This window comes from Luteolibacter sp. Populi (assembly GCF_040801775.1).
Classification (GTDB): Bacteria; Verrucomicrobiota; Verrucomicrobiia; order Verrucomicrobiales; family Akkermansiaceae; genus Haloferula.
In genome coordinates, this window is the sequence record NZ_CP161812.1 from 4320377 (window position 1) to 4342228 (window position 21852).

The 21852-nt window shown below is 64.3% G+C and carries 11 protein-coding genes; 10 read left to right on the top strand and 1 reads right to left on the bottom strand.

The window, feature by feature from the left end; all coding sequences use genetic code 11:
- Nucleotide 1: 1 nt before the first annotated feature.
- Nucleotides 2-3040 carry a two-component regulator propeller domain-containing protein gene (locus ABWK72_RS17675; protein WP_367870893.1) on the bottom strand — a complete coding sequence of 1013 codons (3039 nt, stop codon included), beginning with the start codon at nucleotides 3038-3040 and terminating at the stop codon, nucleotides 2-4.
- Between the two features lie 466 nt (nucleotides 3041-3506).
- Between ABWK72_RS17675 and ABWK72_RS17680 the strand changes: the two genes are divergently transcribed.
- From ABWK72_RS17680 to cysT, 10 genes are all read left to right on the top strand, one after another.
- Nucleotides 3507-7202: a beta strand repeat-containing protein gene (locus ABWK72_RS17680; protein ID WP_367870894.1), complete on the top strand. Its 3696-nt coding sequence runs from the start codon at nucleotides 3507-3509 to the stop codon at nucleotides 7200-7202.
- Nucleotides 7203-7431: 229 nt separating this feature from the next.
- The gene (locus ABWK72_RS17685) at nucleotides 7432-10719 is read left to right on the top strand and encodes a hypothetical protein (protein WP_367870895.1); all 3288 of its coding nucleotides are present in this window, start codon (nucleotides 7432-7434) and stop codon (nucleotides 10717-10719) included.
- 22 nt (nucleotides 10720-10741) lie between these two features.
- Nucleotides 10742-11956 (top strand): hypothetical protein, encoded by a 1215-nt coding sequence (locus tag ABWK72_RS17690; protein WP_367870896.1) that lies wholly within the window; start codon nucleotides 10742-10744, stop codon nucleotides 11954-11956.
- A 100-nt stretch (nucleotides 11957-12056) separates the two neighbouring features.
- A complete protein-coding gene (locus tag ABWK72_RS17695) occupies nucleotides 12057-16415 on the top strand; it encodes a beta strand repeat-containing protein (protein ID WP_367870897.1) in 4359 nt (1452 codons plus the stop codon).
- 184 nt (nucleotides 16416-16599) lie between these two features.
- Nucleotides 16600-17184 (top strand): Rrf2 family transcriptional regulator, encoded by a 585-nt coding sequence (locus ABWK72_RS17700; protein WP_367870898.1) that lies wholly within the window; start codon nucleotides 16600-16602, stop codon nucleotides 17182-17184.
- Nucleotides 17165-17365, top strand: a complete 201-nt coding sequence (locus ABWK72_RS17705; RefSeq protein ID WP_367870899.1) for a YezD family protein — start codon at nucleotides 17165-17167, stop codon at nucleotides 17363-17365. Before ABWK72_RS17700 ends, ABWK72_RS17705 begins: the two co-directional genes overlap by 20 nt.
- Before the next feature lie 253 nt (nucleotides 17366-17618).
- Complete coding sequence (locus ABWK72_RS17710; protein ID WP_367870900.1) at nucleotides 17619-18827, top strand: porin; 1209 nt, start codon at nucleotides 17619-17621, stop codon at nucleotides 18825-18827.
- A gap of 40 nt (nucleotides 18828-18867) precedes the next feature.
- A complete protein-coding gene (locus tag ABWK72_RS17715; RefSeq protein WP_367870901.1) occupies nucleotides 18868-19878 on the top strand; it encodes a sulfate ABC transporter substrate-binding protein in 1011 nt (336 codons plus the stop codon).
- Nucleotides 19879-19915: 37 nt separating this feature from the next.
- Nucleotides 19916-20935 (top strand): sulfate ABC transporter substrate-binding protein, encoded by a 1020-nt coding sequence (locus ABWK72_RS17720; protein ID WP_367870902.1) that lies wholly within the window; start codon nucleotides 19916-19918, stop codon nucleotides 20933-20935.
- A gap of 91 nt (nucleotides 20936-21026) precedes the next feature.
- Nucleotides 21027-21848: a sulfate ABC transporter permease subunit CysT gene (gene cysT, locus ABWK72_RS17725; protein WP_367870903.1), complete on the top strand. Its 822-nt coding sequence runs from the start codon at nucleotides 21027-21029 to the stop codon at nucleotides 21846-21848.
- The last annotated feature ends 4 nt before the right edge of the window (nucleotides 21849-21852 follow it).

The window sequence follows — 21852 nt, forward strand, 5'->3', positions numbered from 1 at the left end:
ATCATCCTTCCAAGGGCACCGTCATCTCGACCGATGTGCCCTGGCCCGGTGAGCTGTGGCGGGTGCAGGTGCCGCCGAGCTGCTTGAGGCGGTTCTGCAGGTTGATGAGGCCGTCGGCGTGCGGGGCACCGGGCGCGGAGCTGTCGTAGCCTTGGCCGTTGTCCTCGATCACCAGGTGGAACTTGCCGGGCTCGAGGGCCAGGGTCATGCGGACCTCGCTGGCCTTGGCGTGCTTGACGGTGTTGTGCATCACCTCCTTGGTCGCGAGGTAGAGGTGGTGGCGGACCGAGGCTTCCAGCGGCAGCGCGGGCAGGGCCTCCGGCACGTCGAAGCGGCTGCGCAGGCCGGCGGTGTGGCTGTAGTTCTGGACGAAGGCACCGAGGAAGAGGGCGAAGCTCTCGAAGGTGTCGTTGGCCGGGTTCACCGCCCACACGATCTCGTCGAGCGAGCGCGTGACCTCCTTGGCGGTGTCGAAGATTTCCTGGACGTGCTGGCTCGCGCGTTCGGGGCGCTTGGCCAGGCTGCTGCGGGCGAGCTGGCTGAGGAGGGCGACCTGGGTCAGGCTCGCGCCGACGTCGTCGTGCAGGTCGCGGGCGATGCGGGCGCGCTCGTTGTCCACGGCCTGCTGGCGCTCGAGCTGCTGGATGCGGCGGGAGGCGCGCTGGCGTTCGAGCTGGCGCACGGCGGCGATCACCGCGCCGAGCACCAGCACCGTGGCCAGCAGGCGGAACCAGGCCGTCTGCCAGAAGTGCGGGCGCACCGTCAGGTCCACCACGGCGGGCACCTCGCTCCACAGGCCGTTGCCGGTGGAGGCGGAGACCTCGAAGCGGTAGTGGCCGGGTTCGAGGTTGCGGTACACCGCGTTGCGCTCGGTGCCGGCGGTGCTCCAGTTCTCCTCCAGGCCTGTGAGACGGGTGCGGAAGCGCAGCCGGTCGGGGGCCGCGAAGTGCAGGCCGGTGAAGTGGAAGTCGATCCGCATCACGCCCGGCGGCACCTTCAGCGAACCGTCCTTCGCCGCCACCGCGCGGTTGTCTAACAGGATCTCCTCGAGCAGCACCGGCGGCGTGGTTTCGTCGGCATGGAAGTCCCGCGTCCGCAGCAGCGCCACGCCCTGGGTGGTGGCGAAGGCGACGCGGCCATCGTCGGTCTTCACCGGCGGGACGATGGTGAATTCCTCGGAGAGCAGGCCGTCGAAGCGGTCGATCACGCGCGGGAAGACTTCGCCCGGCTGGCCCTGCTTGATGCGCTCCACGTCCTTGGCGGAGAGGACCGCGAGGCCGCGATTGGTGCCGAGCCAGAGGCGGCCTTCGTTGTCCTCCATGATCTGCGAGACGGTGTTGTCCGGCAGGCCGTGCTGGGTGGTCACCGCGCTGAAGCGCTCGCCCTGCTTCACCGCCAGGCCGCCGCCCGCGGTGCCGACCCACAGCGTGTCGTCGGCCCCGCTGAGGACCACGCGGATCACCTCGCTGGGCAGGCCCTGGGCCTCGCCGTAGCGCGGCCACTTGGTGTCGCGCTTGCAGAAGAGGCCGTTGCCGCGGGTGCCGACCCAGAGGGTGCCATCGGACTGGCAGGCCATGCCCTTCACGGGATAGGCGGTATTGTCGAATTTCTGGCGGACGGACCTGCCGTCCTTGATCTGATAGAGCGCGCCATCGCCGGTGCCGGCCCAGAGAGTGCCGGCGGGGTCTTCGCACAGGTCCCAGGCATTGCCGATCCTGGGGTCCTTCGGGCCGAAGGCCTGTGCCACCATCTTGCCGTCGAGGAAGCGGTAAACGGCGCTGGTCCCGCCGGCCCAGATCTCGCCCTTGCGGGTGCGCAGCATGCTGTTGACGAAGGCGCTGTCCGCCGAGCCGGCGGCCACGGGAAGAGGGGCGCTGCGACCGTCGGCGAGCATGTAGAAGCCGCGGCCCTGGGTGCCGGCGAGCAGGGTGCCGGCCGGCCCTTGGGCCAGTGCGCCGACGAAATTCGCGGCTTGGTTCCCTTGTACGTTTTCGACAAGTTGCACGCTCAGGTGCGAGGGTGTGAGGGCGTATAGGCCGTGGGTCGCGGAGCCGAGCCAGAGCTGGCCGTCCGAGGTCACATGGACCTGCTCGGACAGGTCGGCGAAGGCCGCACCCCGGGTCAGCGGCGTGAAGTACTTGCCGCTGCGGAGGCCCAGCAGCGCGGCGCGGAAATAGGCGATCCAGATCGTGCCGTCATTGCCGGCGGCGATGGAGTGGACTTTGGCGAGGGGGGCGGCTTCGGGAACGGCGAATTTCTCCCACTTGTCGGCCTGGTGGCACCACAGGTTGCGGCCATTGTCCGCGGCCCAGATACGGCCTTCGCGGTCCTCGCAGAAGGTCACGACACTTTTCGGGCTGTCCGGGGATTCGGTCCAGCTTCCGCCGCTCCATTTCGACACGGCACGGCCGCTGACACCGGCCCAGAGGGTCTTGTCGCTGGCGGTGAAGAGGGTCGAGATGGAGGGCTTGCCCTCCTTGGGACTGGCGACGGGGATGGCGGGGAGGGGCAGGAAGCGGTCGCCTAACAGTCGGGCGCCGCCGCCACCCATGATCCAGATGCCGCCTTCATCATCCTCCGCGATCGAGTCCACGTTTTCAGACGGCAGGCCTTCTTTTTGTGTGTAGGTTTTCGTCACCTTGCCATCGCGGAAGGCACTCAGTCCGCCGCCGGTGGTGCCGATCCACAAGGTGCCGTCACGCGCTTCTAACAGGCAGATCACGGACACCGCGCGGAGACCGTCGCGCAGGCCGTAGGTCTTGAACCCGAAGCCGTCGAAGCGGGCGAGCCCGGCATCGGTGGCGAGCCAGAGGAAGCCATCGCGGCTGCGGGCGATGGCGCGGATGTGGTCCTGCGGCAGGCCGTCGCGGGTGGTCCAGTTGCGGTGCAGCATCGCCAGGGTATCGCCGGGCGGCGGCGGGGGCGGCGCGGGGATCACGGTGCCGTCGCTGGCGAGTTCCTCGTGGAGCTGCTGGGCCGGTGCCGCCGCGATCAGCCACGCGGCGAGAGCGGCGGGCGGGAGGCAGCGGAGGAGGCGCATTGCCCATCCATGGCGGAATCGCCCGGCGGGGGCAAGCAGGCGGATGATGGGCAGTTTTGCCCAGTGGTGCGGGGGGTGGGGTGGTGCATGATGGCAATCCGTCTCGCAAGTTTTCCAGGAGGTCATGCGTGCCGTGCGGCGGGTTGGTTCGGGTTCTTTGCCCGCCGCACGGTGCGGTGGGCAGGAACCTTTCTCCGAAAGGTCCGGCTGGGGAGGGCCGGCAACTTCGCTACCGAGCCGGTTCGTTTTCAGGTGCCGCCATAATCCGGACCGCTCGGAGAGCGGTCCCTGCCTTCCGACGCCGGAGGCGTTCAGAGGATCCGCTGCCCATTGGCAGTTTTGCCCACTACCCGGAGGGAGGTTTCCTGCAACGATCCTCACGATATCGCTTGAAAAAGACCTGTGAAGTCCTCGCGGCAAGCGGCGGGGCAGTTGCCAAAAACCACCACACCTTCCAATCGGTTCCATGAAAATCCGTCCCTCTTCCTCCTTCCAGCGTTGGATTGCCTCTCCGTTGCTGCGCCTGGGCGTGGTCTCCGCCGCGGTGATTCCGGCGGCTCGGGCGCTCGATTATTCCTGGGCTGTGACCGGGACTTCGTCGTGGGCGACGAGCAGCAACTGGACGCCGAACGGATCGCCGGGGGCGGAGGACACCATCACGGTGGGCGGGGCGGCGGCGACGACGATCACGATGGACTCGGCGAAGTCGGTGAGCTCGGTGAGCGTCTCCAATACCGGGACGACGGTGATCAACGCGGCGAGCGGCGGGCCCCGGGGGCTGACGATCGGGGCGGGCGGGATCACGGTCGCCGCGGGCTCGGGTTTGATGACGATCGGAGGGACCACCGCGGCCAGCAACGTGAACATCGTGCTGGGTGCCTCGCAGAGCTGGTCGAGCGCGATCGGCGGCACGCACCTGATCCGCGGCGGCATCAGCGGTAGCGGGATGAACCTGACGCTGACCGGCAGCTACGACCTGCGCACGCATGCGGGCGGGACGCCGGTGATCAACCTGGGAACGACCGGAACCGTGACCCAGAACAGCGGCGGGCTGGAGATCGGCACCGGGGTGAACACGATGGCTGGCTTCGTCCTGAAGGGCGGTTTTGTTTACGCGCGGAACATCGGGAACTTCGGCACCACGGGCCCGATCACGGTGGGCGACAGCGCGCCGAATTCGACGGTGATCGGCCTGCGCCTTGCATCGGGCACCTGGACGCGGCCGGTGGTGTTGGCCAGCGGGAGCACGGGGCTGATCTACATCGACAACCTGGGGGCGACGGCCGTGCCGGTCTTCAACGGCGGGATCACGGGAACGAACAACCTGACGATCCAAAGCACGATCGGCAGCGGTAGCGGTTCGGTCACGGTGGGTAGCGCGGCGATCGATTTCACGGGAGCGCTGACGCTGCGCAACCAGGGAACGGGCAGCGCGGCCACGGCTGTTGGAACGGTGACGATGAACTCCGCGATCACGGACAAGGTGACCAACGTCACGATGACGGACGTGACCAGCGGCACCAAGGGCGTGCAGAAGATCGTGCTCGGAAGCGCGGCCAATGCCTGGGCCGGCAACACCACGATCAGCGCCAACACGCGGGTGGAGCTGAACGCCGCGGAGGTGATTCCGCACGGAGCGGGCAAGGGCAATGTGACGGTCAACGGCACGCTGATCCTGCGCACGGCGACGGGCGATAGCACGGAGACGATCAACGGCCTGAGCGGCAGCGGCGCGATCAACCGCAGCGGCACGGCCGGGACCAGCACGCTGGTGACGGGCGACAACGACGGCGGCGGCAACTTCTCCGGCAACATCACCGATGGTGCGGGCAAGGTCGCTCTAACAAAGGTGGGGACGGGGACGCTGGTACTGAGCGGGGTGAATACTTACACGGGCGTGACCACGGTCGCCGGTGGCACGCTGCAATTGGATTTCCCGGATCTGATCGCGGATACCGCGACGATCGATCTGGAGGCTGGAGCGATTCTCGATCTGCCCCACGCGGATCTCGAGACGGTGAGCAACCTGCGCTTCGACGGGGTGAACCAGGCGACCGGCAAGTGGGGGCGGGTCGGATCGAGCGCGGCGTTCGGCGCGAACTTCGAGAGCGACCGGATCACGGGGGACGGCCTGCTGGACGTGACGAACCTTTACTCCGACAGCTATTGGGACGGCACCGGCACGAGCTGGGCGGCGGCGGCATCCTGGTCCACCTCGGTCACGGATGCAGCGGCGAATCCGGCCGCCGGGCCCGGCACAAACAATGCCACACGCTTCGGGATCGAGGGCTTGTTCGACGACCAATTGATCGAGCTGAACGGCGATCAGAGCACGCCAGCGATGTATCTCACGAGCCCGGTGGCCTTCTCCTTCACGGGTGGCAATGCGGATCACGTGCTCTCGGTCGGGCTCGGCGGCATTCTGATGTATGCGGCTTCGTTGGGTGTGAGCTTCGGTTCGACGACGCCCGGGCAAGAGGTGGATCTCGTGGTGGGCGGCAGCCAGCTCTGGTCGAATGCCTCGCTCAGCGGCGATCTGGTGGCGTCGAACGCGGTGGATCTGGTCGGCAGCACGCTGACGGTGGGAGGCGCGGGAGATACCTTCTTCGATGGAGTGGTGAGCGGCAGCGGCGGGATCACCAAGACCGGCGCGGGCGTGCTGGGGCTTTACGGTGCGAATGACTTCACGGGCGCGGTCAGCGTGCAGGCGGGGACGGTGCAGCTTGGCAATCCGGGTGGCTTGGGCGGCATCGCGACCGGCACGACGGTGACCGGAGGAACGCTCGACCTGAATGGTCAGGCGGTCATGGAGCCGATCACGCTGGGCGGCAGTGTGGTGAACAACAACCCGACGGAGGCGGCGAGCCTCGAAGGCACGATCAACCTTACCGCGAACTCGAATGCGGGTGGCCCGGGCGACCTGAGCTTGAGCGGCGTGATCAGCCAGACGGGGGGCGCGCGGAACCTGACGAAGACCGGCACGGGCAAGCTGACGATCAGCAACGCGAACCTCTACACGGGCACGACGACGATCGCGAACAACACCGGTACGGTGGCGATCACGAACGGTGCCGCGCTGGGCTCGGGGCCGGTGGCGATCACGCGTGGCGGTGTGACGACCGGCACGCTGGAGTTGAGCAACGACATCACGGTGGCGAACGTCTTCACCTTCGCCTCGGCGACGGGCTTCGGCGGTGCGGGCACCAGTGCCCAGGTGAGGAACGTCTCGGGCAGCAACACGCTGACCGGCACGCTTTCGCTTACGGCGACGGGTGGCAATGGCATCAACCTGGAGTCGGCGAGCGGCTTGCTGACGATCACCAACACGGTCACCAGCACGATCGCCGACAACACGCGGCAGCTTGGCATCGCCGGTGCCGGCGACGGTTTGATCAGCGGCAACATCGTGAACACCGGCGTGAACCAGTTCTCGGTGGTCAAGAGCGGCACGGGAACCTGGACGCTGTCCGGGACGAATACTTACACCGGCTCGACGAACGTGAATGCGGGCGTCCTGGTGCTGACGAAGAACGGCGGACTGGCTGATGCGGCTCCGGTGAGCGTGGGGTCGGAGGGAGTGCTGAGGCTGGAGTTCACGGGCTCGGATACGGTGGCCTCGCTGGTGCTGGGCGGCGTGTTGCAGGGGCCGGGGATCTACACGGCGGCGAATTCCGGGGGCCGGATCACGGGCGATGGTTCGCTGACGGTGCCGGATACCGATCCCTTCTCGCCATGGATCAATGGCTTCACCTTCGAGGCGGGTGCGGACAAGTCGAAGACGGGCGATCCGGATGGGGATGGGATCATCAACCTGTTGGAGTTTGCGTTCGACGGGAATCCGGCGAGCGGTACGGCGAATGACAAGATCGCGTCGAAGATCGATGCGGGGCATCTGACGCTGACGCTGCCGGTGCGGACGGACGCGGTCTTCAAGGGCACGGGGCCGCTGATTTCGGAGGCGATCGGGGATGTGATCTACGAGATCGGCGGGAGTGAGGATCTGGCCGGTTTCACGGCGGGTGTGGAAGAGACCACGGCGTTGACGGAAGGGATGCCGACCAACTTGAGCACGGGGTGGACTTACCGGACCTTCCGGCTGACGGGTACGGTGAGTGCCGTACTTAAAGGATTCATTCGGGCGGAGGCGAGTGATGCGCCGTGATGAGGGAAGAAATCATCAATCATCAATCTTCCAATCATCAATCGGACTGCGCGCTCTGCGCGGTTAGTGAAGGGGGTGGGTTCTTCGCCACTTTACCGCAATCGAAGCCGGAATTATGAAATGTTGCCGTCCATTCATCCGCTCTGCTTTTTCCGTATCCCGATCGAGGTCTAACGGGCGGGAAACGCGCCGCGCGAGGGGGGACAGCCCCTCGCGCGGCTTTGCCCTGGTGGTGACGCTGTCGCTGATGGTGCTGCTGACGCTGCTGGCGGTGGGGCTGCTTTCGCTGTCGTCGGTCAGCCTGCGTTCCGGGAGCCGGGGTGAGGCGGTGGCGGTGGCGCGGTCGAATGCGCGGATGGCGCTGTCGCTGGCGATCGGGGAGCTGCAGAAGCAGACCGGGCCGGACCAGCGGATCACAGCGACGGCGGACCAACTCGCGGCGAACGGCAAGGGTGAAGAGAGCGCGGCGGCGGAAGGGCGGCGCTTCTGGACCGGGGTGTATTCGGCATGGGAGAGCACGGTGACGAACCGGCCGGCGCCGAAGTTCCGCCGGTGGCTGGTATCCGGCGAGCAGGGCGATACGGCGACGCAGGAATTTGCGACGAGCGGAAGCAAGGGGAGCATGACCGAATTGGTGGGACCGGGGACCTTGGGTGCGGGTTCCGACGAGAAGGTGGAAGTGCCGATGGTGGCGGGTGAATCGAGTGGCGGGCTGCGGGGACGGCATGCGTGGTGGGTGGGCGATCAAGGGGTGAAGGCGGCGATGGCGCATCCCGATTTCACCGAGCCCACGGACTTCGCCGGGACGCGTTCGGCGCTGCAATCCGCGCCGCGGACTGCGGTGGAGTGGGCATCGACCGCGGATGGCGAGCCTTTCGCGAAGATGAAGGCGAATGCGCCGGAGATGAAGAAGGTCACGAGTTGGCAGCAGGCGGCGCTGCTGGCGGACAAGCCGGAGAAGCCGAAGCCGCTTTTCCATGATCTGGCGGCGCGGACATCCGGGCTGCTGACGAACGTGCGCGCGGGCGGCTTCCGCAAGGACCTGTCCTTCTACCTGGAGAAGCCACAGGCGACGGCACCGCAGAATCCGCTCTACACGGTGGGCAGTGCGAAGGGTATCAACGAGGCGGAGTTGTGGCTCTACTACAACTCCTGGAAAGAGCTGAAGACCGGTGCGCGCGCGAGCTACACGACCGGCGGGGCGGTGGGCAACAAGACGCAGTTCTTGCAGGTGGCCGAGAATCTCCAGACGCTGAATGGCGATCCGGAGAATCTCTTCAAGCAGCCGACTTATATCAGCTTCCAGACGATCCTCTCGCTGCATGGGCGGGCTACTACCGCGAATGGTCAGGCGGTGAACCGGCTGGCGCTGGTGGTCGATCCGATCGCGATCCTGTGGAATCCGCTGGACGTGCCGGTGGTGGTGACGCCGGCTTATCAATCGGTGAAGTTCTGGCAGCTTCCCTACGACTTGAAGCTGACGCGGAATGGTGCGGTTTCGAATATCGGGCTGAACAAGATCGTGGGTGCGGCCAATTATCTAACGCTGACGGTGGGCAAGGCCAAGCCGGTGGCGATGAAGCCGGGCGAGGTGCTGATGATTTCGCAAGGACCGAACACCGCGATCAAGCCATCCAACCCCGGGCTCAACTATGTGGACGGAGAGGCGGGCTGGAACCTCGGTGGCGGGATCGCGATCGACATCAAGGACTCCGCGGGGAAATTCATCGAGAGCAGCGGCAACGAGACGATCACCTACGAGGTGACGCCGAATGCCGAGCAATCGACCGGGACGGCGACCTGGTTCCTGACGGCGAACGATTTCTTCTACAAGGAAGACCGGGTCGCGCTGGGCGAGACGGCGCCGCTCGGTGGCGTGATGATCGATGGCAAGGACGGTCTGCCGGTGGACCGGATCACGGCATCGAGCAAGCCGGAGTTCTTCAGCAAGATCAATCCATCCGACACGCGGCCGCTGTCCTTCAACCAGCTCGCGGGACGTAAGGAGCCGATCATGGTGTTCTCGTACAGCGCCAAGACCGAGCAGGGTTCCGACTTGCCGGGGCGCTTCCTGACGCGCTTCAACCCGAAGGCTCCGACGGTCGATTTCCAGACCCTGCTGGCGGATGAGTTGGAGACGCTGCCGTATGAGGTTCACATCGAGCCGCTGAACAGTTTCAAGAACCGGAACTTCGAGGTCAGCACGAACGGGAGCAGCTACTTCGGCGGCGGTTGGAAGCAGGACAGCGGCACGGGCGCGATCATCACGCACGGCATTCCACGCGAGCCGGTGCATTCGCTGGCGGCCTTCCAGCATGCTTTTGCGAACGGGTTCATTGGCGCGACTTCTGGGCTCTTCGGGCGCTCGCCGCTGCTGCCGCAGATCAGCCATGCGATCGGGAACTCGATGGCGCCTTCGGTGATTCCTGCGGACAAGACCTCGTTGTCGCTGGGCGGACCGAGGCCCTTGGCGGATCACTCGTATCTGGCGAACCAGGCACTGTGGGATGACTGGTTCCTGTCGGGGATCGCGCCGCAGACCGGCTCGGCCTTCGCGACGAAGCGGGTGCAAAAGCAGGTGGCGCAGGACTTCTTCAAGGACGGCAAGCCGCTGCCGAACTCGCGCTACCAGGCGGCGCTGGCCGGGGAGACGGCGGAGGATGTGATGGACCGGCTCTTTTCCGGCGGCAATCCCTCGGCGGATGCGGCGCAGAAGATCGCGGCGCTGATCGCGGCGGACGGGATGTTCAACATCAACTCGACCTCGGTGGAGGCGTGGCGGGTCCTGTTAGGCGGCTTGAAGGAGCGGCAGGTGACGGTGCGCGGGGGCGGTGGCGCGGACACGATGCAGGCGAGCAAGGACGTGCCGGTTTCCTCGCTGTATCTGCCGGAGAACCAGCTGGCGGAGAAGAACGGTGCGAACGACGTGCTCTCGACGCCGCAGTGGATCGGGCGGCGCGAGCTGAAGGAGGACGAGATCGAGGCGCTGGCCAAGGCGATCGTGCGCGAGGTGCGCAAGCGCGGGCCCTTCCTGTCGCTGGCGGATTTCATCAACCGCCGCCCGGGGAGCGACAAGGCGCTGGCGCGGGCGGGGACGATCCAGAGCGCGCTGGATGCGGATGAGGTGCCGATCAATGCGGCTTATAACGCAGGGAGCAGGTCCGCTGCGGTCGGGGGGCAAGGGCGAGGGTTCGCTTTCCCGGATGCGGAGCGGGGTCCGGCTGCGTATGGGATTCCGGGAGTGGTGAAGCAGGCGGATATTCTCACGCCGATCGCGCCGTATCTGTCCGCGCGCTCGGATACCTTTTTGATTCGCGCGTATGGCGATTGCGTCGATGTGGATGGCAAGGTCCAGGCGCGGGCCTGGTGTGAGGCGGAGGTGCAGCGCGGGGCGGCCTTCGTGGATGCCGCGAACCCGGCGGACGAACTGATTACCCAATTGAATCCCGTGAACAAGGCCTTCGGCCGGCGCTATGCGGTCGCTTCGTTCCGCTGGCTGCATCCCTCGGAAGTCTGACATTTCTCTCCTCCAAAAACCCATGAAAACCCTCGTCTTCTGCCTTGGCCTGGCGCTGGCAGCCCGGCTCCATGCCCAAGCGCCGCCCGCGACGGTGACGCGCACGCTGACCAACGGTGCCACTTCACTGACGGTGAACTTCACGCTGCATCCGATCCGCAGCACGAACTACAATGTGCAGGTTCAGGATGCGACCGGTGCCTTCACGCCTTACACGGCGGATGTGCCGCGCACTTATATCGGCACGGTGACGGGCAGGCCGGGGGCGATTGCCGCGGGCTATCAGAAGGCGAACGGGACCTTCTGGTCTTACATCGCTTTTGAGGACGGCATCACGTGGAATAGCACGGGCACGACGGCGACTTCCGGCGGCGGGACTTGGACGCCGAATGTTTACCCGACGACCGGTGTGGGAGCAGGTGGCGCAGGCCCGGCGGTGAAGGCGGCGGAGCTGGGGATCGATGCGAGCTACCGCGAGTGGCAGGCGGTGGGAACGAACCTGGTGAACATGATCGACATGGTGGAGTTTTGCGCGATGAAGGCGAACATCGTCTATCTGCGCGACACGGCGATCCTGCATCGCGTGGGCCGGATCGTGGTCCGAACGGATGCGGTGAAGTGCCCTTATCAGGCGCTGCCGTCTTCGACGACGGCGGATTGGAGCGTGCTGCTCAACACGATGAAGACGCAGTGGAATACGGTGCTGCCGCCGGTGCTGGGTGCAAGCGCGCACGACGTGGCATCGCTGGTCCGGCCGGGGGTGGGCGGTGGTCTGGCATCGGTGGGGGTGATCGGAACGGCGAGCCGGTATAGCATCACCGGGGCGACCTCGAGCGGCGACTTTCTCGGAGCATGGCGGCACGAGCTGGGGCATAACTGGTCGTCCAGCCACTATGAGGGCGGGGGGAAGCCGGAGGGGCCGACGATCATGTCGGACAATAGTCTCGCGCGTTTTTCGAGTTCGGAGGCGACGAAGATCATCGCGCACCGGAATTCGAAGGCGGCGGTGCTCGACAATCTCGGGGCGTATTCATTCCCGCTGCCGCCGAGGGCCTTCGGTGACCGCGTGACGATGACGGCTGGTGCGCTTTCGACGACGGTGGATGTGTTGTTGAACGACAGTGACAGCAACGGCGAAGCGCTGACGCTGGTGTCGTCCGATGCTTCATCGACGATGAAGGGTCTGGTGCTGCGTTCGCCGGGGACGGGACCTTCGGGAAGGGATCAGCTGATCTGACTATGGTCCTCCGAATTACGGCTCGGGCTATGATCATTTCAACTATCGGATCGAGGATGCGGCGGGGTATCAGGGGATTGCCAAGGTGTATTTGAATCCGGTGAAGCTGCCACCTTTGCCGCCGCATTGGGCTTCCTCAGACATCGGCGGTGTGGGTGCTGCGGGTGATGCCGGGGCGGAGGGTGGCACACATGTGGTGTACGGCTCGGGTGCGGACATCTGGGGCACGGCGGACGAATTCCGCTTCGTGCGGCAGGCCGCGAACGGCGACTGCGATTTCCGGGCGCGGGTGACGGGGCAGGGGAATACGAACGGCTATGCGAAGGCGGGAGTGATGCTGCGCGACGGCATTGCTGCGAACGCGGCGCATGCCTCGATCTATGTGACGCCTGCGAATGGCTTCTCGTTCCAGTATCGTGGCGCGACGGGTGGAGCCTCGACCAATGTGAATGGTCCGGTGCTGAATGCGGGGATCAACAATTGGGTTCGCCTGACCCGGGTGGGTGATCTGATCACGTCGTATGTTTCTGCCGATGGGATGGCGTGGACGACGGTGGGTGCGACGACGATCGCGATGCCGGTAACGATCCAAGCGGGCTTGGCGGTGACGAGTCATGTGGATGCGGGCTTGGGCGGTGCGGTCTTCGATCGCGTGAGCCTGGGGCACGTCGAGCCTTCGATCGCGCTGGTCCAGGACGGCTTCAATGGCACGGCGGCGAACGATGCGGCGGAAGCGCTGGATGTCGCGTGGTCGGGCTCGACCTTGACGGTGGCCGCAGATGCCGCGCTGGGCGGCGGGAGTGCGCTGAATGTCGATGGCGGGACCTATGCCAGCGTCGATGCATCCTTTGCGGGGCGGGCGCTGGTGAACACGGGAGACGTGCTGAAGTTGTCCTTTGATTTTCGCTACACGCAGGCGTCCGCTAACATGGCGGCGGGGTTCCGCTTCGGGCTTTTCAATAATAGCGGGGACGGCTTCGCGGTGCAGCATGGGACCGGCGGGAACGGGAGCTGGACCTTGATCGAGGACGGGGGCTCGGACGGGTCCTTCGGGTTTGGCGGACTGACGACGGTTGCCACGGGATCGAAGGCTTCGATCAACGACCAGGTGAAGCACTCGATTTCGCTGCTGCTGCGCAAGGTGGACACGGGGATCGCGGTCACGGCGACGGTGGATGGCATTTCGCTCAGCGGGACGGACACGAGTCCCGCCTTGAGCGCCTTCGATACGGTGCTGATTTCGAACGGCAACATGACGGCCGACTACCGCATCGACAACGTGCGGGTGGACGCCTTCCAACTGGTGGCTCCTCTTTTCACGTCCGATCCCTTCACGAAGGCGACGGCGGCGGTTGGCGGGGCTTACTCCGGTACGCTGACGAGTGATGTGAATGTCGCTCATCCGGGTCACGTTTATGAGAAGGTGGCTGGCCCTGCATGGCTGACGGTGGCGGCCAATGGCAACCTCACGGGAAGCCCTGCCGCGGGTGATATGGGGATGGGCAGCTTCACCGTGAAGGTGACCAATGAAGAGGGAGCTTCCGATCAGGCGGAGATGCAGATTCCGGTGGCCTATCCGGTGACGCTGACCGCTACCGATGCCGCGGCGAGCGAAGACGATCTCTCGACGGGGACTTTTACCTTCACGCGCGGCGGGCCGACGACTTCCGACCTGACGGTGGGCTTCAGTGTTAGCGGCACGGCGCTGGCGGGGAGCGACTATGTAGCGGCAGGCTCGAACGTGGTGATTCCCGCGGGGCAGGCGAGCGCGACGGTGACGGTCGTGCCGCTGGACGATGCGCTGTTAGAGGCGTCGGAGACGGTCGCGCTGATGCTGGTCGCGTCTGCGGACTATGCGATGGGTGTCTCGACGAGCGCGACGGTGACGATTGCCGATGACGAGAGTCTTTTCGTTCGCATGAACGACGGCTTTGACAGCGCAACGGCGACGGCGGGCAATGATGGCGACGATCCTTTCGACGTGGCGTGGAACGGTTCGACGCTGACGGTGGCCGCTGATACAACCTTCAACACGGGCAAGGCGCTGAACGTGGATACGACGGGCACCTTCGGGGGGCCGAAAGGTGCCTTCGCGGCGAGGTCTCTGCCGGTGAACGGGGACTCGATCATCTTGTCCTTCGACTTCCGCTACACGGCGGCTCCGACGAATGTCTCGGCAGGTCTGCGGGTCGGGCTCTACAACAGCACGGGGGCCGGTTTCTGCCTGCACCACGGCACCGGCGGGAATACAGGGATCGGGCTGCTGGAGTGTCCGGACGGGACCTTTGGTTCGGGCGCGCTGACGGGCATCACTTCGGGAACGAAGGCGAGCATCAACGATCAACTGAAGCACACGATTTCGCTGAAGCTGCGCAGGACGGCGGGCGGGATGGTGGTGACGTCCACGGTGGATGGCGTGAGCCACACCGGGACGGAAAGTACGCCGGTGATCACGAGCTTCGACACGGTTCTCATTGCGAACGGCGGGCAGACCGTGGATTTCCGCTTGGACAATGTGCGGGTGGAGTTCAGCCCGAATCTGGCACCTGCCTTTGCGAGCAATCCGCTGGTGAGGTCGGCGGTGATCGATGTGCCGCTTGACGGGACCTTGGCGAACGATGCAGTCGATCCGAATGCGGGCGATACCTTCACGTTCGCGAAGATCGCCGGAGCTTCGTGGCTGAGCGTGGCATCGAACGGTGCCTTGAGCGGCACGCCGGCCATCGCGAATGCGGGAGCGAATTCCTTCACGATCCGGATGACGGACAATCATGGTGTCTTCGCGGATGCGATGCTGACCGTGAATGTGGGCTATCCCGTGACGGTGGCGGCGAGTGCGCCGGTGGCGCGCGAGTCCGCGGAGATTCCCGGGGCTTTCCTGATCAGCCGCGGCGGGCCCGTGACCGTCGGCTTGACGGTTTCCTATACGACGGCGGGCACGGCGGTTGCGGGAGATGACTATGGTGTGCTGTCGGGAAGCGTGGTGATTCCGGCGGGGGAGAGTTCGGTGGTGGTGCCTCTGCTGCCGATCGATGACGGCGACTTCGAGGATGACGAGACGGCGGTGTTGGTGCTATCGCCGAATGCGGCTTATGCGGTTTCAGCTCCGGCGAACGCGGTTGTCACGATTGCCGATGACGAGACGGAGTTGCACGCGGCGGAAGATACCTTCGATGTCGGTGCGGCACCGACCGCGGGCAACGATGCGGATGATCCGGACGACCTGGCTTGGACGGCGACGGCGGGAACGCTCTCGGTAGTGGAGGATGCGATTTTGGAGAGTGGGAATGCTTTGCTCATGGATGCCACCGGAACCTTCGCGCTGACGCGGGCGAACTTCGCCGCGATCCCGCTGGTGAATACCGGGGACTCGTTGCGATTGAGCTTTGATTTCCGCTACACGCAGGCACCGGCGAGCGTCGGTTCGGGGCTGCGCTTCGGGCTCTTCAACAGCGCCGGGGACGGCTTCCTGGTGCAGCAGGGAATCGGCGGTGCGACGGGATGGGCGCTGGCGGAGGATACGGCTGCGGATGGCGGCTTCGGCTCGGGGGGAACGGTCACCGGATTGGCTTCCGGTGCGCGCGCTTCGGTCAATGACCTGACGCCGCATGCCTTCTCGCTAACGCTGACCAAGACGGCCACCGGTATCCTGATCGCGGGCGGGGCGGATGGCGCGGTGATCAGCTTCAGCGACACCACGCCAGTGGTCACATCCTTCGATGCGATCGGCATCCGTCATGGGAACCTGACGGCGGATTTCGCGATCGACAACGTGCATCTGGAGGTGGTCCGGAACCGGGCGCCCTCGTTTACTACGGCACCTCTCGTAAAAGCCGCCGCGGCGGTTTCAGAGGGCTATGCGGAATCGCTGGCAGGGGATGCCGGGGATCCGAACGAAGGAGACACGATGGCCTTCTCAAAGCAATCCGGTCCGGGGTGGCTGACGGTGGCGGCGGATGGTGCGCTGGGTGGGACGCCCGGGTCATCGGATGCCGGGGCGAATTCGTTTGTCGTGCGGGTGACGGACCATAACGGCTTGTGGACGGAGACGATGCTAGGGATCGAGGTGACGAACATGCTGCCTCCGCTTGAAGCCTGGCGTGGGGTGGAGTTCGGCGCGGAGAGTGGTAACCCTTTGATCGCGGGCAACGATGGGGATCCGGATCATGATGGCTTGGCGAACTTGCTTGAGTATGCGCTGGGTTTGGATCCCGAGAGCTTCTCGGTGTCTCCTGCGGTGGAGGTGGAGAGCGGGGTGATATCGATCACCTACACGGTCAACCTGCTCGCCACGGACGTGACGATTGCGCCGAAGTGGTCGGATGGGCTTGAGAGTTGGGAGACTGCCGGGATCACGCTCGAGATCCTTGGGGAGGTCGGCTCGGTCCGGACGGTGAAGGCGAGCCTGCCCGCAGGAAGTCCGGCGAAGTTCCTGCGGGTGGAGGTTCAGGGACCCTGAGGTTTATCGCGGTTTTGGCGGAATACTGCGGCCCTCGACAAGGCCGGAATGACGGCTAGGATTGAGGTGAGGACGGTGGGCTGATTCGGATGTAATTCGCTAAACAAAAGCGATTTACATTCCGATTTCAAAAACCCGCTTGACCCTCTACCTGAATACCCTACTCTCTACTCCACATTCGCCGATGCACCTTTCCAAGAAAGCCGAATATGCGCTTCGAGCCACCATCCACCTCGGAATCGCCGCTGAAATGGGCCTGCCCACGGTGTCCGGAGTGGAGTTGGCCGATGCCAACCGGCTGCCACTGAAATTTATCGAACGGATCCTTCAGGAACTCCGCGAGGCGGGGATCATCGAGACCAAGCGCGGCAAGCTGGGTGGCTACGCGTTGGCCACGGCCGCGGACAAGATCCGCATCGGCGATCTGGTGCGCCTGATGGACGGCCGTCTTGCACCGATTTGCTGCGCCAGCGAGTTCGCCTATCAGCGCTGCACTTGTCCCGATGAGGACCACTGCGGCCTGCGCATGCTCATGATCGACGTGCGCAACGCCATCGCGAACATCCTCGACCGCTACACTTTGGCCCAAGTGGTCGAGGTGACACTGCGGAAGATGCGTCGCGACGGCATCGCCCCTCCTTTCTCCACCTTGGCCGGCGCCAAGGTCGGTGCCATGCCCGCGCGTGGCAAAGCCGACCCTGCCGACGGATTCCTGGTGGGCCTATCCCAACTTGCCACCGCCCCGAGCGATGAACACCAAAACCAATGACCGCCTAAAAACGGACATCGTTCCTCCCGCCGATTGGCTGGATGTGGTCCGGAAGAAGGTCGAAGACCTTCGCTTCGGCTCCGTCCAGATCATCGTCCATGAGGGACGCGTGACGCAGGTCGATAGCCTCGAAAAGACGAGGTTCCCGACATTGCGCGACGAGAACGGCTCGCCGTCCTGAGATAAGCAACCGTAACGCTACATCGCGAACCGAAGGGTTCGCTTCGAAATCCTGATCGAAGAGACTGACCGGACCACCGGAGGGGCTTGGGAAGAAGGGCAAGCGGCGAGAATGCGACATGCATATCCCGGGTGTTCTTTTATCCATAGTCTTAAACAGTGGTCTCTTTTTTTGCCCGAGCGGCAGCTCCCCGAGTTTTCGTAACCCTCTCCCAGGGATCGTGACTCAACTCCGGAGAACCTATCATAACCCCATGAAAAAAACCGACACCACCCGTGCCCCGGGCGTGAAGGCGGCTCGCGTCGCTTCCGTCCGGACTTCCATGCTACTGCTTCCCGCCGTGGCATTGCTGGCCATGCCCGCGAAGGCCTTCGAGTTCGATCCCTTCGGCACGCCTTCCGAGGAGGAGACGGCAGGGTTTAAGAAGGCATGGGATTTTTTCGTGCTTTATCAGAATGATAAGAATCCGATTCTGGAAGAGTTCAAGCTGATCGGAAAATACCAGGGCCAGTATTACTGGGTAGATTCCGACCAGGGTGATACCGACGCATGGGAAGACCGTCGCTCGCGCTTCGGCTTCGACGCGAAGATGTTCGAGAAGACCATCGAGATCCGCGCGACCTTCCAGAGCACGGACAATTTCGATCCTGTCTACAACGGCTTGGAGGATGCTTACATCAAGTGGAAGCCAAGCAAGAATTTCACGCTGACGGCGGGCCACATCAAGCCGCTGATCGGCTACTTCGACTGGCTGCAATCGAGCGACCTGCAACAGACCTTCGATAGCTCGCAGGTCTTCAACCAGCTCCGGGTCAACCGGATCCTCGGCCTCACCGCGGAAGGCAAGGTCGGTGATTTCTCCTGGCAGGCCGGTGCCTACTCGAACGACAGCGATAAGGAGTTCGGCAAATTCGGCGGTGAATACAGTTTCGGCGCCGGTGTGGGCTACGATGCGAAGGAGTGCTTCGGCTGGGAGCGCGCGGACTTCCGCTTGGACTGGATCCACAGTGGTCATGACAAGGACGACTTCCTCTTCACGCGCTACGACGATCTCGTTTCCGCTACTTTCTGGGCCCAGGAAGGGCCCTTCCAACTGGTGGTGGAAGCATTCAATGCTTCGGGCGGCGAAGGCCGGGATGGCGATGTCTTCGGATTCTTCATCCAGCCGATGTACGACATCATTCCGAAGCGCTTGCAGCTTGTCGGCCGCTACTCCTACACCACCGGCGACGGTGCGGACAGCGTCTATCGCCAGACACGCTATGAGAGCGAAGCGCCCCTGCTGACGGGCGGCGGCCGTGGGGATGAATACAATGCGATCTATCTCGGCGCGCAGTACTTTATCTACGGCGACAAGCTGAAGCTCATGGCCGGTGGCGAATACGCCGATCTCGATGGCGGCGGCAATGGCGGTGATTACCAAGGTGTGACCTGGCTCACCGGCGCGCGCTTCTACTTCTGAAGCCGCGTACTCCCACCAAGCCGGAACCTTCTTTCCCTTCATGAAACGTCCCCTGATCGCATCCGCCTTGCTCGCAGCACTCGTCCTGTTGCCGGGCTGCGAATCCAAGAAAGAAGGTTCCGCCATCGAGCTCCAGAATGTCTCGTATGACCCGACGCGTGAATTCTACGAGGAGTTCAACGCCGCCTTCGCCAAGAAGTGGGCGGCGGACGGGAAAGGAGAGATCAAGATCACGCAGTCGCATGGCGGCTCGGGCAAGCAGGCCCGGGCGGTGATCGATGGCCAGCCCGCGGATATCGTCACGCTCGCGCTCTCGCTTGATATCGACATGATCGGCAAGCAGGGCGGCCTGCTGCCAGCGGATTGGCAGGCCAGGTTCCCTCACAACAGCTCGCCCTATACCTCCACGATCGTCTTCGTCGTCCGCAAGGGGAACCCGAAGGAGATCAAGGATTGGGGCGATCTGGTGAAGGAGGGCACCGAGGTCATCACGCCGAATCCCAAGACCGGCGGTGCCCCGCGCTGGGCCTATCTCGCGGGTTGGGCATGGGCGGAGAAGCAAGGCGGGGGCGACCAGACCGCGGCCCGTGACTTCATTGCGAAGCTTTATAAGAACGTGCCGGTGCTGGACTCCGGCGCGCGGGGTTCCACCACCACCTTCGCCCAGCGTCATATCGGCGATGTTCTGCTTTCCTGGGAGAACGAGGCGCATCTGATTGCCAAGGAATTCCCCGGCGAGACGCAGATCGTCTATCCCTCGCTGAGCATCCTGGCGGAGCCGCCGGTGGCGATCGTCGAGAAGACGGCCGCGAAGCACGGCAACACCGAAGCGGCGAAGGCCTATCTCGACTACCTCTATTCTCCCGAGGGCCAGGACCTCGCCGGGAAGCATTTCTACCGCCCCCGCGATCCGCAGGCTGCCGCGAAGTATGCCCCGGTTTTCCCGAAGCTCGAATTGGTCACCATCGACCATTTCGGCGGCTGGGAGAAGGCCCAGCAAACGCACTTTGTGGACGGCGGCATCTTCGACCAGATTTACACGACCAAGTGACCCGGCGTCACTTCAACCCATCAACTCCAAGAGACTCATGAAAACACGATCCTTCCTGTTCCTCGCCCTTGCCGCTCTCGCTGCCCTGCCGGGTTGCAAGAGCAAGTCCTCCGGCAGCGGCACCTTGGAACTCCAAAATGTTTCCTACGATCCGACCCGCGAATTCTACGAGGCCGTCAACAAGGCTTTCATCAAGAAGTGGGCTGCGGACGGCAAGGGCGAGATCAAGATTGTCCAGTCCCACGGCGGCTCCGGCAAGCAGGCACGCGCGGTCATCGACGGCCAGGCCGCCGATGTGGTGACGCTGGCGCTGGCTGGCGATATCGACGCGATCGCCCGCGAGGCAAAGCTGCTGCCGGACGACTGGCAGGCGAAACTGCCGGACAACAGCTCGCCTTACACTTCGGTCATCGTCTTCGTGGTGCGCAAGGGCAACCCGAAGGGGATCAAGGACTGGGGCGACCTGGTGAAGCAGGGCACCGAAGTGATCACCCCGAACCCGAAGACCTCCGGCGGTGCCCGCTGGAATTATCTGGCGGCATGGGCTTGGGCCGAGAAGCAATTCGGCGGCGATCAGGCTAAGGTGCAGGAATACATCACACAGCTCTTCAAGAACGTGCCGGTGCTCGATACCGGCGCGCGCGGTTCCACCACCACCTTCGCCCAGCGCAAGATCGGTGACGTCTTCCTCTCTTGGGAAAACGAGGCCTACCTCATCGAGAAGGAATTCCCGGGTGAGACCGAGGTCGTCTATCCCTCGCTGAGCATCCTCGCCGAGCCGCCGGTGGCGGTGGTCGAGAAGAACGCCGCGAAGCATGGCACGACGGAGGCGGCGAAGGCCTATCTCGAATTCCTCTACACCGATGAAGCCCAGGAACTCGCCGGCCAGAACTTCTACCGTCCGCGCAAGGCGGATATCCTGGCGAAATATTCGAGCAAGCTGGTCACGATTCCGCTGGTGACGGTGGACAAGGATTTCGGTGGCTGGGCCAAGGCACAAAAGGCGCACTTCGAAGACGGCGGCACATTCGACAAGGCCTACGCCGAAAAGAAATAGTCATCCGTAGCCTGCGACCGCTATGCTGCCACGCAGAGGGCTGGAGTGCACGAATCCGGCCTTCTGTTCTGCCTCCCCCACCTTTGGTTTCATGCGAACGAAACGCGTTATCCCCGGCTTCGGGCTCTCGATGGGTGTCACCATCACCTGGCTGAGCTTGATCATCCTGATTCCCTTGGCCGCCTTGTTCATCAAGGCGGCGGGTTTGGGACCGGCGGACTGGTGGAAGATCCTGACCACTCCGCGGATTCTCGCGGCAGCCAAGCTGACCTTCGGGGCCAGCGCCGCCGCTGCCGGGGTCAGCGTGGTGCTGGGCCTGCTGGTGGCATGGGTGCTGGTCCGCTACCGTTTCCCCGGCCGGCGGATTCTGGACGCCATGGTCGATCTGCCCTTCGCTCTGCCCACCGCGGTGGCGGGCATCACGCTGACGACCATTTATGCGCCGACCGGCTGGATCGGCAAATACCTGATGGAGTGGTGGGGCATCAAGGGTGCCTACACGCCGCTGGGGGTCTTCATCGCGCTGACCTTCATCGGCTTCCCCTTCGTCGTCAGGACGGTGCAGCCGGTGATGGAAGACTTGGGCGCCGAGCTTGAAGAAGCGGCTGCCAGCCTGGGGGCGAACCGCTGGACGACCTTCCGGCGCGTGATCTTCCCGATGCTGGTTCCTGCCTTGATCACCGGCTTCACCCTGGCCTTCGCGCGGGCCATCGGCGAATACGGTTCGGTGATCTTCATCTCGGGGAACCTGCCGATGAAGACCGAGATCCTGCCGCTGATGATCGTGGCCCAGTTGGAGGATTATAAATACTCCGGTGCCGCCGTGATCGCCTCCGCAATGCTGATCGTTTCCTTCGCGCTGCTCCTGCTGATCAACCTTCTCCAGCGCCGCTTGAACTGGCAGGCACGTTAATCCC

What these genes read in the sequence shown, in the direction of transcription:
- ABWK72_RS17700 (WP_367870898.1), top strand. Translation starts at nt 16,600, where the DNA reads ATGCACCTTTCCAAGAAAGCCGAATATGCGCTTCGAGCCACCATCCAC.
- ABWK72_RS17720 (WP_367870902.1), top strand. Translation starts at nt 19,916, where the DNA reads ATGAAAACACGATCCTTCCTGTTCCTCGCCCTTGCCGCTCTCGCTGCC.
- ABWK72_RS17715 (WP_367870901.1), top strand. Translation starts at nt 18,868, where the DNA reads ATGAAACGTCCCCTGATCGCATCCGCCTTGCTCGCAGCACTCGTCCTG.
- ABWK72_RS17680 (WP_367870894.1), top strand. Translation starts at nt 3,507, where the DNA reads ATGAAAATCCGTCCCTCTTCCTCCTTCCAGCGTTGGATTGCCTCTCCG.
- ABWK72_RS17675 (WP_367870893.1), bottom strand. Translation starts at nt 3,040, where the DNA reads ATGCGCCTCCTCCGCTGCCTCCCGCCCGCCGCTCTCGCCGCGTGGCTG.
- ABWK72_RS17690 (WP_367870896.1), top strand. Translation starts at nt 10,742, where the DNA reads ATGAAAACCCTCGTCTTCTGCCTTGGCCTGGCGCTGGCAGCCCGGCTC.
- ABWK72_RS17710 (WP_367870900.1), top strand. Translation starts at nt 17,619, where the DNA reads ATGAAAAAAACCGACACCACCCGTGCCCCGGGCGTGAAGGCGGCTCGC.
- cysT (WP_367870903.1), top strand. Translation starts at nt 21,027, where the DNA reads ATGCGAACGAAACGCGTTATCCCCGGCTTCGGGCTCTCGATGGGTGTC.
- ABWK72_RS17705 (WP_367870899.1), top strand. Translation starts at nt 17,165, where the DNA reads ATGAACACCAAAACCAATGACCGCCTAAAAACGGACATCGTTCCTCCC.